At 52.1% G+C, this 13,112-nt stretch carries 15 protein-coding genes; 6 read left to right on the plus strand and 9 right to left on the minus strand.

The features are described 5' to 3' along the window. Positions 1–2 precede the first annotated feature (2 nt). Entirely contained in the window at positions 3–1,007 is a 1,005-nt protein-coding gene (gene pdxA, locus PUV54_RS00540) for a 4-hydroxythreonine-4-phosphate dehydrogenase PdxA (protein WP_274493561.1), read from the plus strand. Then, a complete protein-coding gene (rsmA, locus tag PUV54_RS00545; RefSeq protein ID WP_274493562.1) occupies positions 1,004–1,837 on the plus strand; it encodes a 16S rRNA (adenine(1518)-N(6)/adenine(1519)-N(6))-dimethyltransferase RsmA in 834 nt (277 codons plus the stop codon). Before pdxA ends, rsmA begins: the two co-directional genes overlap by 4 nt. Here the strand turns inward: rsmA and PUV54_RS00550 are convergent. From PUV54_RS00550 to PUV54_RS00570, 5 genes are all read right to left on the minus strand, one after another. Next, on the minus strand, positions 1,834–3,450 hold the full coding sequence (locus PUV54_RS00550) for a class I adenylate-forming enzyme family protein (protein WP_274493563.1): 1,617 nt from the start codon (positions 3,448–3,450) through the stop codon (positions 1,834–1,836). The two genes, rsmA and PUV54_RS00550, sit on opposite strands and share 4 nt — an antisense overlap. A gap of 7 nt (positions 3,451–3,457) precedes the next feature. Continuing rightward, positions 3,458–3,874, minus strand: coding sequence for a PaaI family thioesterase (locus tag PUV54_RS00555; RefSeq protein WP_274493564.1), 417 nt, complete (start codon positions 3,872–3,874; stop codon positions 3,458–3,460). 8 nt (positions 3,875–3,882) lie between these two features. Continuing rightward, a complete protein-coding gene (locus PUV54_RS00560; RefSeq protein WP_274493565.1) occupies positions 3,883–4,470 on the minus strand; it encodes a methyltransferase family protein in 588 nt (195 codons plus the stop codon). A gap of 105 nt (positions 4,471–4,575) precedes the next feature. Next, complete coding sequence (locus tag PUV54_RS00565; protein WP_274493566.1) at positions 4,576–5,112, minus strand: cupin domain-containing protein; 537 nt, start codon at positions 5,110–5,112, stop codon at positions 4,576–4,578. A gap of 5 nt (positions 5,113–5,117) precedes the next feature. After that, positions 5,118–5,612 (minus strand): CC0125/CC1285 family lipoprotein, encoded by a 495-nt coding sequence (locus tag PUV54_RS00570; protein WP_274493567.1) that lies wholly within the window; start codon positions 5,610–5,612, stop codon positions 5,118–5,120. A 142-nt stretch (positions 5,613–5,754) separates the two neighbouring features. On the opposite strand from PUV54_RS00570, the gene PUV54_RS00575 reads away from it, so the two are divergent. Next, entirely contained in the window at positions 5,755–6,903 is a 1,149-nt protein-coding gene (locus PUV54_RS00575; RefSeq protein ID WP_274493568.1) for an NAD(P)/FAD-dependent oxidoreductase, read from the plus strand. Here the strand turns inward: PUV54_RS00575 and PUV54_RS00580 are convergent. Continuing rightward, entirely contained in the window at positions 6,898–7,935 is a 1,038-nt protein-coding gene (locus PUV54_RS00580) for an NADP-dependent oxidoreductase (protein WP_274493569.1), read from the minus strand. The genes PUV54_RS00575 and PUV54_RS00580 overlap by 6 nt on opposite strands. Positions 7,936–8,176: 241 nt before the next feature. Between PUV54_RS00580 and PUV54_RS00585 the strand changes: the two genes are divergently transcribed. Continuing rightward, positions 8,177–8,548 carry a hypothetical protein gene (locus PUV54_RS00585; protein WP_274493570.1) on the plus strand — a complete coding sequence of 124 codons (372 nt, stop codon included), beginning with the start codon at positions 8,177–8,179 and terminating at the stop codon, positions 8,546–8,548. 166 nt (positions 8,549–8,714) lie between these two features. Next, entirely contained in the window at positions 8,715–9,077 is a 363-nt protein-coding gene (locus tag PUV54_RS00590) for a YMGG-like glycine zipper-containing protein (RefSeq protein ID WP_274493571.1), read from the plus strand. Positions 9,078–9,105: 28 nt separating this feature from the next. On the opposite strand, the gene PUV54_RS00595 is transcribed toward PUV54_RS00590, so the two are convergent. Both PUV54_RS00595 and PUV54_RS00600 read right to left on the minus strand, forming a co-directional pair. Continuing rightward, positions 9,106–9,369, minus strand: a complete 264-nt coding sequence (locus tag PUV54_RS00595) for a hypothetical protein (RefSeq protein ID WP_274493572.1) — start codon at positions 9,367–9,369, stop codon at positions 9,106–9,108. A gap of 9 nt (positions 9,370–9,378) precedes the next feature. Beyond that, positions 9,379–10,236, minus strand: a complete 858-nt coding sequence (locus tag PUV54_RS00600; RefSeq protein ID WP_274493573.1) for an alpha/beta hydrolase — start codon at positions 10,234–10,236, stop codon at positions 9,379–9,381. Positions 10,237–10,406: 170 nt separating this feature from the next. On the opposite strand from PUV54_RS00600, the gene PUV54_RS00605 reads away from it, so the two are divergent. After that, complete coding sequence (locus tag PUV54_RS00605) at positions 10,407–11,129, plus strand: 2OG-Fe(II) oxygenase family protein (RefSeq protein WP_274493574.1); 723 nt, start codon at positions 10,407–10,409, stop codon at positions 11,127–11,129. A gap of 9 nt (positions 11,130–11,138) precedes the next feature. Here PUV54_RS00605 and PUV54_RS00610 read toward each other — a convergent pair whose 3' ends face one another. Then, positions 11,139–13,112, minus strand: coding sequence for a TonB-dependent receptor (locus tag PUV54_RS00610; protein WP_274493575.1), 1,974 nt, complete (start codon positions 13,110–13,112; stop codon positions 11,139–11,141).

Consider the following 13,112-nt stretch of genomic DNA (forward strand, 5'->3'; position numbering starts at 1 on the left):
TTATGGCGCACGCGCCACTTGCATTAACCATGGGCGAACCTGGCGGTGTGGGCCCGGAAATAATCTGCACAGCTTGGGAAAGGCTTCGTGACACCAAGTTTGTATTTTTTGTCCTGGCTGATCCGGCTGCATTGGAAGGCAACTCCTGCTCTCTAAAAATCATAGAGGCGCCTCGACAGGCTAAGAATGTATTTTCAGAATCTGTTCCTGTCTTGCCCCTGAACAACAAAGTTCTCCCATCACGTGGCAAGGCCGATAAGAAAAATGCTGCTTCTGTAATCGAAAGCATCGAACGTGCTGTCGAGCTCGCTATTGCTGGCGAGGCCAGCGGGATCGTCACTAGCCCCATCCAGAAATCATCACTCATTCAAAGCGGATTTAATTTTCCTGGCCATACGGAATTTCTTGCTGAACTAACCAGAAATACTGCCATGCCTGAGGAGTGTACACGCGGTCCTGTTATGTTGCTCGCAGGCCCAAAGCTCAAAACTGTTCCGGTGACAATTCATCAATCGGTCGTCAGTGCTGCGAAGTCACTCACAACGGAAAGGATCGTAGGGGTTTGCACCGTGGCTGCAGAGTCTTTGGCGCAGGACTTTGGAATAAAAAACCCTCGTCTGGCGGTTTCAGGGCTGAATCCTCACGCTGGCGAAGATGGTGCTATTGGAAAGGAAGACAACGAGATAATCGCGCCCGCAGTCAATGCATTAAAGGCTAAAGGAATTAACACATTCGGGCCATTGCCTGCCGACACGATGTTTCACGAAGATGCGCGCGCTCGATATGACGCTGCAATCTGTATGTTGCATGATCAGGCTCTTATTCCGGCAAAAACGCTTTCTTTTCATGACGCCGTGAACGTAACGCTTGGCTTGCCGGTCATCCGCACTTCACCGGACCATGGGACAGCGCTTGACATCGCTGGGCAAGGCATCGCGCGAGCAGACAGTTTGATTGCAGCGATCAAGCTAGCTTCCGAGTTGGCCGAGCGACGCGGCTCAATATGACATCTGAGTTGCCGCCGTTACGCGAAGTGATCGAGCAATACGGCCTCGCCGCGAAAAAGTCGCTTGGGCAGCACTTTCTTCTCGACCTTAACATGACGCGGAAAATCGTACGCGCCGCGCACGTCGAAGCAGAGGACACTATTCTGGAAATAGGTCCGGGCCCAGGCGGCCTGACGCGAGCTCTACTTGAAACCGGCGCCAACGTCTCTGCAATTGAACGGGACAGCCGATGCATCGATGCGCTATCGGAACTTACTCTTATTTATAACGACCGGCTTGTTATTCATGAAGCAGATGCGTTATCGGCAGATGAATTAGAGCTACTAAAAGCTGTTACTCCGGTAAAAATCGTCGCCAACCTTCCCTATAATATCTCAACTGAGTTACTAATAAAATGGCTGAAAGCTGGCGGCTCGCTATGGCGAAAAATGGCGCTGATGTTTCAGAAGGAAGTCGCTGACAGAATCCTCGCTGCTCCAGGATCCAAAACCTACGGACGTTTATCTGTAATCGCGCAGGCGCTATCATGCCCGACACGCTCTTTTAACCTACCGGCGCGCGCGTTTACGCCGCCGCCAAAAGTTGACTCTACGGTTGTTGTTTTTGACCCGCCGGCAGAACCCTTTTTGGAGATAGCCGCCCTGGAAGCCGTTACGCAGGCCGCCTTTTCTCAGAGAAGGAAAATGGTGCGTTCGTCTTTAAAACCAGCCTTTGGCGTCCGGCTTGGCGGCGCACTTGACGGCGCCAGCATAAAAGAAACACAGCGCGCAGAAGAAATCACTGTGCCCCAGTTCAAGCTGCTCGCGCGGAGTTTGAACACTCAAAACTAAGCACTCAGAACGTCGAATTTTCTTTCCTTAAAAGCCTCAGCCAGCTTGAATTTTCTGATTTTACCTGAGCCTGTCAAAGGCCACTCTTCGACATAGATCCAGAATGCTGGGGTCTTCTGAGGTGACAGACGCTCTCGGATAAATGCTTTCAACTCAGCGGCTGTTGGTTTTTTATTCTCGCGAACGCGCATAAAACATGCGACTTGTTCCCCCCATTTGTCATCCGGAACGCCGACAACCGCAACCTCTGCGATTTCATCGTGCTCGAGTATGGCGTTTTCAATTTCCGCGGGGAACAAGTTTTCACCACCCCGGATAATCATTTCTTTCACACGGCCGGTTATCTTTACATATCCACGCTCGTCCATGCGCCCGAGATCACCGGTGTGCAGCCAATTTTCGCTATCAATTGCGGCCTCGGTCGCGTCCGGATTATCATTGTAACCGATCATCACAAGATAACCGCGCGTGCAAATTTCTCCTTGCTCGTTACATGGAACGACTTTGTTTGTCTGTGGATCGCGAATTGACACTTCTACATGCGGCAGGGGCTGGCCAATCGTTTCGGTCAGGTCTTCAAGGCAGTCATCATGCCACGCTTGAGTAATAACAGGCGACGTTTCCGTCTGCCCGTAAATAATCTGAATGGTGGAGCCAAAGACGTCCTCAGCTTTGCGTATGAGTTCCGGCGCCACCATTGCGCCGCCAGACATCATCCGTTCAATTGAAGAGACGTCTCTTCCGCCTTTTTTGACTTCATCAATCAACGCAACAATCATGGTCGGAACGCCTAAAAGTAAGCGAGGACGATCGCTTTCGATTACCTTCACGATCATTTCCGGATCAAATATTGGCGCCAGCAACATCGTGGCGCCAAGTCCCACGCCGCCGACAGCCAGAATTGCGCAGCCTGTCGTATGAAAAAGCGGCATGTGATGAATAAAAGTATCGCCTGGTTTCACTCCAGCACGGGTCATCGTGTCGACGGCGTTTTGCACAAGCCCTTGATGATGAAGAAGCGCGCCTTTTGGAAATCCGGTCGTGCCCGACGTGTATTGGATTTGCGTCTCGTGGTGCGACTCGACTGCTGGCAGCTCAACGCCGCTGTCGGCACCGTCAAATAATGCTTCATGATCGGTCAATACAATACGATGTTTGATTGCTGGAATCTCATCGCATACTTCATCAGCAATTTTTTTCATAGGATTGCCACGAAAATCAGCGACATAGTAAATTGCTTCCGAACGAGATTGTTCCAACACGAATTTCAATTCGCGTGCTTGATAGGATGGGTTAACAGTGACAAGCGTAACGCCAGCCATTGCACTCGCATATTCAAGCATTATCCATTCAGGAATGTTCGGCGCCCAAACAGCAATTCTCGCGCCTTGTTGATGACGACTTGCTAAAGCGTGCGCCAGACGGCGACATTCTTCAAATAGCGTCCGATAGGACCATTGCCGCCCGTACTCACCAGCATAAGTCAGCTCAATCAACGCCGAAGCATCAGCAAATTTTTCTGCTGAACGACGAAGCAATTCCCCTAATGTGATGGGTGGCGGCAACACGCCCTGTGCGGGAAAATATGAGTCCTTTAGTTTCACGTCATACATGGCGCGGCTAATCCTTTTGGACTTTGACCAATTGTGTCTGTGTTACGACCGCAGCAAGCTTGCCGTCCTCGCGGAAGATATCTGTTTTCCAGGCCTGAAGCGTACGGCCGATATTAACCGGCGTTGTGATTGCTTTTGCGGTTTGACCAATGGGAATGCCGCGCAAAAAATTTGTCTTGCTTTCGATCGTCGTCGTCATAGCCCCGGGTTGCATATTCAAGAATGCACCGATACCACCCATATTGTCAGCAAACGCCATAATGGCTCCGCCATGCAAAATATCCGGCACAGTGCAATGATCTTTCGTGACAACCAGCTCCCCTTCAAGCCGATCTTTGGCGACGTGGGTCATCTTTACGCCCATCATTTTAGCGAATGGTGCGTTATTTTCATTGAACGCGCCAGCTAGGTTCTTCTCGGTCATACCCTTCCCTAAATCCACCGCCTTACACGGTTTTTGTAGTCGCGGTATTGGTCCCCAAACCGCTCTTCCAAATAACGTTCCTCTTGGCTGATTATCATTGTCAAGCCAATATAACTGATAAAGACTGCGAAAAGTGTGAAGGGACCCGGCGCAGCGGTCATTGCGCCGATAAGAAAAATCATGATCCCAAGATAAACGGGGTTTCGAGATATCCGATGCATTCCCGTGACAACCAGTTCGTCTACATGATTTTTTTTATCCGGCACGCCAACACGCCAGGAATGTCCCATTCCTGATTGGCTTATGAGAATAATTAGGCCGCCTAGAACTAAGATGAAAAGTGAAAGAAGTGGTTGAGGCGCCGACCTGGCCAAAACCAGTTGGTCCAAATATGAAAACGGTGCACGAAGCACTAGATACATATCAAGAATAGCTGCGCCGGCTATTAGCAACCTCTGCCTGACATTCCCTCTGCCCTCAGCAATGGCAGCCGTTTCGACTCCACGCAATCGCAGCATCACGCCAAATCCGATCATCCATGCCATTAACAAAATGACAATGAACGCAACGCTATAGCGTAACTGTTCCTGATCCATATCCATCTCAATTTAGTGATATGGCAATAACAATCAGCAGCCACCAATGCAATATTTATCTGTATAGTGAGTAATGTTATATCCAGGTTCTGTTATAGGATAGCACTACTGCTGGTCATGGATGAGCACCGCCACAAGCAATGCTGTTTCCTGTCCATGGTTGACCCAGGCATGATTTGTCGCACGTTGAATGACAACATCCCCCGGCTTTAACGATACCTCTCCGTCATCGAGCAGTAGTTCGACTTCACCCTTGATGAGAATGATGACGTCCATCGATTCAGTTTTGTGCATCATGGGATGTCGGGAAGCATCCACTCTGCAGTGAGCGGCGCCGATAGCGCCAAAACCGAACGCCGCAGCAGCTTCGCGCTCTTCCAGTGACTTCGAAGGATCTTCCGGCGCAACCGTAAACCACCGCACTTTGACGGCGCCAGGCTCGGGTTCGAGCTTCAAGTCACTTTCGGCGAGGTGATCAGAAACGTCGCGTAATCCGCCGTCAGCCAAATCCGCTGACCAGATTTCGGCAAGCCCCGCCTCCTCAACCGCGATAAGTTTTGCTGCTTCGCCATCAATTAAGACACGCGAGCGCCCTTCGAGGCTGTTGTCGGTGATGACGCGGCGAAGCGATTTCCAGTCCATCTTTCTCAGCCGCTTATTCTTGCGCCAATTGTATCGGCTATCCCGCGGGCATCGTAATACTGCCCGTCTTCAGGCGGCGCGCCCTCACCCATCAAGACTTCCATTCGTACGGTGAAGTAATCGCGCCCTCCAATCGTACCCAGGTTACCGCCGACCCCAACGCCAACCCCGCCTCTGCGTCCATAGGAGCCGCTTCCAAAACCGGCGCCAACACCAACGCCGCCGCGCTGTTCACCCGCGACGTCGCGGCCAACGATCCGGAACCAATCATAACCGTTCGCAAGCGCCAGCTCCGCCGCACGCAAGAGCGCATAGTCCTCAACAAGTTCAGGCGACATACCGCCAGAACCGCGATAAACGATCCGGTAACGGTCTGACTCGATGCGGGTTTCCTCGTAGCCGAAACCATCAGAGTCAGCAGGTCCGTACGCTGCCGGTCCCACTGTTGCGCACCCTGAGACAAATAAAATTGCTGTAAGAGCCAGAGCGACTTTGTTCATTTCACGCGCCTCCGATTGATATCGTTAACCTAGCACCTTGCGTGGGTTCCCGCAAAGTTTGGCAGCTCCCGGATTTTCCTTATTGCGGCCCGGCAAGCGCCGTATTTGCGGTTCATACGGAAACCGCCGGAGGAGCTCAAAAATGGTTCAGAATACCAAATTTGCCGATTATGACCTCGCGATTGTAGGCGCGAGTTTCGCGGGACTCATAGCCGCCAGGACGGCCGCCCATCGCGGGCTCAAGGTTGCGATTATCGACGCCAAGACAGAGCCCGGCGCGCGAGTTCGAACAACGGGCATTCTTGTAAAGGAGGCGGTTGACGAATGCGATATTCCGGCGTCCTTGACGCGGAAAATTCCTGGCGTTCGCTTGTACGCGCCAAATGGTAACTACACAGACTTAACGGCGCCAGGGTACTATTTCCTCGCAACGGATACGCCCGCTATCATGCGTTGGTTAGCGCGTGAGGCCGCTCGTGCTGGCGTGGATTTGTTGTTTGGCGCTCGCTTTACCGGCGCGACACTACATGAAACGCATGTTTCGCTTCACGGTCTTGATTTTTCGGCTCGTTATGTACTCGGCGCCGATGGTGCCAAATCTAGCGTTGCGAAAGCATTCGATCTCGGGCGCAATACTGAGTTCATGATTGGTCTGGAAACAGAATATGAAGAAACGCCAACAGTCGATCCAGACTTTCTTCACTGTTTCATAGATACGAAGCTGGCGCCGGGCTATCTAGGCTGGGTCGTGCCCGGCGTTGGCATGACGCAAGTGGGGCTCGCTGTATCAGACAGTATCTTCGGCGGCGCGCGAAAACCGAACTTCAATGCATTTCTCGGTCATATCGATTCAAGGTTTGCATTCTGGAATTGCGAAGTTTTGCGAAAACGGTCGGGACCGATCCCTTGCGGCGGTCTTGTGTCGCCCTTGTCCACACACCGGGTGCTGCTAACAGGCGATGCAGCGGGACTGGTGTCGCCGCTCACGGCCGGCGGTATTCGTCTCGCTTTCCAATACGGCCGGCGCGCTGGAGCAGCCATCGCCAATTACCTGCTTGATGAAGGCCCCGACCCCGGGGCAGTTATGGCTTCTGAATATCCGCGTTTCGGCGTCAAAACATGGATGCGCAGGATATGGTCAGCGGCACCGCCTAACGCTTTCTTGAACGCAACCCTTTTTACCCCGCCCATGCGCGCGCTTGCGCAGCGGATTTATTTTGAAAAACGGCGCTTGCTCCCGCGCCGTTTTCAAAGTCCGAATGAGAAAAGTTTAGCAGGCAACCTGCTATAACCGATCCGGCCCGACGCGGATCACGGCCTTACCCATGTTTTCGCCTTTGAACAGACCGATGAACGCTTCCGGCGCCTTATCGAGACCTTCGTACACGGATTCCTGAAACTTGATTTTACCCTGTGCGAGCAACGGCGCCACTTCCATGGCGAATTCCATGGCCTTATCCATATATTCGGAAACGATAAACCCGCGCGCCATGACGCCGCGCCCAACCATGTTGATCAGATTCGACGGACCGGGCTCAGGCTCTTTGTTGTTGTAAACGGCGATCATCCCGCACAGCGCCATGCGCCCGCCGAGCGCGCTACAGTTAAGCGCCGCTTCCAAGTGCATGCCGCCGACATTTTCAAAGTAGCAATTGACGCCTTTCGGCGCGGCAGCGGCCAGCGCTTTCGTCAACTCTCCGGCGTTTTTGTAATCCTTGTAGTTAAGCGCCACATCGACGCCCGCTTCTTTTTCAAGCCAATCGCATTTTTCCTTAGATCCTGCCGACCCGATGACGCGACAACCTTTTATCTTACCAAGCTGGCATACGAGCGAACCGACCGCACCGGCTGCCCCCGAAACGAACAGTGTTTCGCCCTCTTTCGGTTCCAGGATCTGAGTTACGCCCGCCCAGGCTGTAAGACCCGGCATTCCAAGCACGCCGAGATAGGCTGACAATGGCGCAAGATTGGGATCGACTTTTTGAGATCGCTCCCCCTTGGAGAGGTAGTATTCTTTCCAGCCGCCGGTGAAGTCCACCACGTAATCGCCCGTCGCATAACCGTCGATATTCGATTCGATCACTTCGGAGACAGCGCCCCCTTCGAGCGGCGCATCCAGAGAAAAAGGCGGGATGTAGCTTTTAACATCCGGGCGCATACGGCCACGCATATAAGGGTCGACCGACATCCAAACAGTCCGGCAAAGCATTTCACCAGCACCGGGCGAAGGAACATCCATCTCCTTTACGACAAAATCGCCGTCTGCGGGCATACCCGCCGGGTATTCTTTCAAATATACAGCTTTCGTCTTTTGCCCGCTCATGGTGTGCTTCTCCTTATTGGCGGGGAAAACAATGATCTTCCCGCTATTTGGCTCTTACTGGCACCCTATGGAAAAAGACTGCCCTCGCAAGAGCGTGATGCAGCCGGCCCAATTCGGCCCTTTCGCTGCCTCATTCTCGCCTTGGGACAGCGACAAAGTGGTCTCAACAACGCGGCAGGGGCCGCATGGTTGAGTATAGGCGACACGATAAAGCGCATTCCCCCATGCGAAGGAGATAGTAATGAAGAATATGATTTTGGCTTCGGGCGCGATGCTGCTCGCAGTAACGGGCTGTCAGTCCACTGGCGAAGGCGCTCTTACAGGCGCTGCTTTGGGCGCCGCCGGCGGCGCTGTTGCTGGTGAGATTTTCGCCGGCCGTCCTGGCCGGGGCGCGGCTTACGGCGCGCTGATTGGCGCCGCTTTGGGCGCTTACGAGGGCTGTTCACGCGCTGGCACTTGCTGGGGCCGGGCCCGCGACCACGGACATCGCCGCTACGACAGACATTCTGGCCAGTATTATTACGTAGATCCCGAATATGGCGACACGTATTGGGAAGATGGCTCTTTCCGTGATTATGGCAACCGGCCGCCGCGCCGCCGGGGCCGCTACTAAAGACTGCTCCCATCTTTGACATTGCGCCCGCCCGAATTGGTTCGGGCGGGCGTTATAATATTTAAGCGTGTCGATTTTGTAATTATAGGGAACATGCATTTGTGCGAAGTGTTTACCATGCTTAACCCCACATCGGGGGCGGTTATCGACAGAGGGAGTTCAATCAATGAAACTTTTTGTTTCTGCTGCAGTTAGTAGTTTGATGTTTGTTTCAGCCTGTACGTCATCAGGCACCGCAGAACGCAACGCCGTTTATGGCGCGGCAGCCGGCGCTGCTGCAGGTGCAATTGCTGGTGAAGTAATCGCGGGCCGACCTGGTAAAGGCGCAGCTATTGGCGCAGGCGTCGGTGCTGTTGGTGGCGCGATCGTAGGGTGTCAGCGCGCTCAAGACTGCTTTGGTCGCGCACGTGATAATGGCGATCGCCGCTATGACGATTATGCAGGCCGATATTTCTACGTTGATCCGCGTACTGGCGACACGTGGTGGGAAAATGGCGAGTTCCGATCCTATGGTCCCGGTCGCCCTTAACTGATAATCATTTCAGGCTCGTTCGGTATTATTCCGGACGAGCCATTTTCTTCCGGCCCTTGCCCATTTGGCTGAGTGCGATCAAGGTCATTGTCGGCACAAAACCGTCAATTTGACCGGTCGGGTCCGCCAGTTCCCAAAACGCGAAAAGCCCAGCCCACCCCCAAAGCGCTACTGCGGCTACGCCCAGAATTCCATCTACAATGATTTCAAAGCCGGGAATTCGACCTACGGTAAAATCAACAACGTCTAGTATGATCGCAAGTATCAGCTTTCCCATGTCGGCGTTCATAAAACGCTCCTATGTAATTTGATTGCGAATAAATTCGGCTGTCTTGCGGATCGCCGTCATCGCTTCGGGGAAACGTCCAGCAAAAATGGGCCACACATGAATGAGGCCCTCCTCCAATACAAGTTCTGATGCTACGCCAGCACGCTTCAGCTTGTCATGAAGCCTGATAGAGTCGTCTAGCAAGACTTCACTGGTACTAGCAAACGTCAAAACTGAGGGTAGCCCCCTGTGGTCTCCAAATAGCGGTGACGCCAATGGGTGTTTTGGATCGCCATCACCCAAATATCGTTTCACACCGCCAGAGATGTACTCCGCCTTGAACATGGCGTCGGTTATTTCATTGGCCACAATGGACTCACCCGACACTGTCAAATCCGTCCAGGGTGAATAGAGAAATGCTCCGGCCGGCATGGGCAGAGAATTTTCTTTAATTGATAAGAGTAACGCAACTGCGAGCCCACCGCCCGCCGAATCACCACCAATCACCAGCCGGGATGGATCCCTCCCCTGGTTCAACAACCACCGATATGCGGCGACAGCGTCATCTACAGCCGCAGGAAACAGGTGTTCCGGCCCCATACGGTAATCAAGAGAAAACACGGGTGAGCCTGTTTCTCTCGCAAGTGCGAAGGTGACGGCGCGATGGGATTTTGGCGACCCGAAAACGTAACCGCCGCCATGTAAGTACAAAATCGTTGCATCATTCTGACTGCCGGCGCAGCCATGCCACTCGCCTTTTACATCTTCATCGATTTTCACTAGCTCAATGTCGTTCGGGGCCTTATCAGGCGCCACCGCCTCCGCACCATCACGCAGAACCTTCGCCGGCAGCAAATGAATGGGCTTCGACTTGAATGTCGCGGTCATGTACCAATTGAATAATCTTGCTCTCACGCTTGGCACGGCTCGTCTCCAAATAAGATCACTTTACCGTTATGCATCTTCTATAAAAGTCTTTATTACAGCAATCTGCAGTGGCTTTTCTTGCAGGGAAAACCCGAAGGGGGTTTTGAGAAAAGCTACCGGGACTGAAAACTGTGAGCGTGGTAAAAAGGCCTGTTCAGCTTGACCAGATCATGCGGCTGGGGTCGAATCTCGACATCAGACGAGAAGACTTTGTTTTATACATCGACAATTTTTATGAAACGCCGGATCTGGTTTATGACTGGCTAGAGGGTCAGTCTTATCCCTATTGGAAATACACCGGCGGCGAAACCAGAAACAGCGTAGACTATAATGACTGCCGTATCGCTCAACGAATGCCGGGCTTTGGCAGTCAGATAGAACAGCAAAAAATCATGACCGTACTGAAACTTTGCCAGGAGAACTTTTGGCAGGGGAAATATCGAATTGATTTCATACATGAGTTTAATTGCTTTCAGACGATAAAAATTTTCGATACGAAACTTCAGCATTACCCACACATCGATTCATCTTTGTTGGATGATGATAATTGCACGACCTTGAATATGCTCATTTATATGAACCAGGGAGAAAATGGCGGCACCGCAGTTTACAACGGAGAGCTGATACCAAACGACGAAGCCATTAACGTTCTATATCCTGTTGAAGAGCGCTTCAAAATAGAACGCATCATCCCCGCCAAATATAACCGTTGCGTCATTTTTCCAGGCAATCGCCTGCACGGCGCTTACATTGATGATTACCGTCAGTTTTCAGCAGAAAACAATAGCTGGCGATACAGTCAGGTGTTGTTCATTCATCCCGCCACTGACAAAATGCATCGCCAGGTCAGTTAGTATACCCGCCTACCGGTAACGAATGCCGAAACCAAGAACGCGTTCTTCCCCGGGAAAGTAACGATCGTTTCCGAAAGCGAAATCCGCCCTCTCTGCATATAGCGCGTTTGTTGCGTTACGCACTACGCCGAAAACGGATAGCTCATCAGTTACGGCGACCTCCGTTCGCAAATGCAATAGATTATGCCCCTCATATGAGCGAGAATTCGCCGCATCGGTAAAATATGACCCCATCGATACCCATTCGGCGTTGAATGAAAGCCTGTCTAAGGGCCGCCAAGACAGACGGGTATTGGCGATAATGCGAGGCGCGGTGTCCGCATCGTCACCGAAACGGATTGTTTCGCTCAGCGTGCCTGTCAGGCGCTCAAAGCGATAGGTATGCCTTGCATATGTGAACGCGCTTGCCAGTGAGAGCGTAGGGTGCAAGTCGATATTTATATCTGCCTCAACGCCAACATGACGCGTTTCGCCATTAGGCACATTGAAGCCATCCGCGTCCCGGAAAAAGAAATTTTTCTTGTTCATCCAGAAGCCGGCGAGATCATACCTGATCTTTTCGCCTATCGCACCGCGCACGCCCAACTCAAGAGCGTCTATAGTTTCAGGCCGCGCCGGATTGTCTATCTGATTGCTTTGCAGGCGATACAAGTCCGTAGTCTGTGGCGGGCGGGCGCCGCGCGCATAGCTGGCGTAAACTGAATCGTTGTCACTAAAACGATGAAGGAGCGAAAATTTAGGGCTCGCCGTAACAAATCGGTTCTTTTGATCAGAAGGGCGAAAAAACCTGCCGTCTACCCCACTACTCATATTGTTGGTATAATCATATATCGTCCCGTCGATGCGTATTGCGGCAATCGCTTTTGTATTATCGCTGAAAGCATAGGATGTTTGCGCAAAACCTGATGCATTCAGTGCGGTCACTTCGTAGTCATAGTGAAGGCCTTGAGTGAACGAGAAAATTGTCGGCTCTTCCTGAAATTCTCGCAAAGACCCTTCCGTATATTCCGCATCGATGCCGACTATGATCGATAAAGGCCCCTCATCATGATAATATGCGGATTGAATGCCTGCGCTCCAGTGCCCGTTTTCTTCCAATGCATTGCCGGGAAAGAAATGTTGAACGAACTCCATATCGTTCCATCGTGCATAAGGCGTAATTTTCAAGGAGCTGTTTTCACTGGTCGCGATCGATATAGTGGATTGCAAACGTGATGACTTTGCATCCCTTCGGGCTTGCGGGAAGTCATTCATACGGCGTAATTCCCGATCGTTTAACGCCGCCTCGCCAAATATGAAGCCCGCCGTTTCCTGTTCCAGATTATCTAATGAAAATATTGTGTCGATCTGAACGTCTTCCTGTTGGAAAACATGGCGCAGGCTCGCTTTTTGCTGATCCAGCCCTGCATCTTCGCGGTAACCGGATTCAGACGTCACGGACGCTGCCGCCAGAAACCCATGACGGTTATTTGTATCAGAAATGGTCGCCTTCCATTTATAACGATCTTCCGTATCACCGAACGCTTCGCCAAAAAAGCTGAGATCATCCGTAGGCGATGGGGTGATTACATTTATAACGCCATGGATGGCGTTCGCACCATATAACGCGCCGGAAGGCCCGCGTACGGTCTCTATCCTTTCTGCAATTTCATAATGAGCGTCGAAAAGTCCGTTTATGTTTGCAAAACCGGCGGAACGTATAGGCACGCCGTTTTCGAGAAACAAAAACGAACCAGCGCCCGCACCTCCTGTCAGCACCGGCGAGCGAATGGCTGTTAGATGTTCAGCGCCAGAACCGCGATGTATGTTGACGCCAGGCGTGCCCGCCAGAATTTCCGCGATATGGTCTGCGTTAATCAGAACAATTTCTTCGCGAGAAACAACGCTGATGCTCTGCGGTACTCGCTGGAGCGGTTCATCACGCCGCTCAGCCGTCACAACGATAGAATCGTTAGCATTCGCGGAAGATGCCCCAACAGCCAC

This window comes from Hyphococcus flavus, from assembly GCF_028748065.1.
Taxonomy (GTDB): Bacteria; Pseudomonadota; Alphaproteobacteria; order Caulobacterales; family Parvularculaceae; genus Hyphococcus; species Hyphococcus flavus.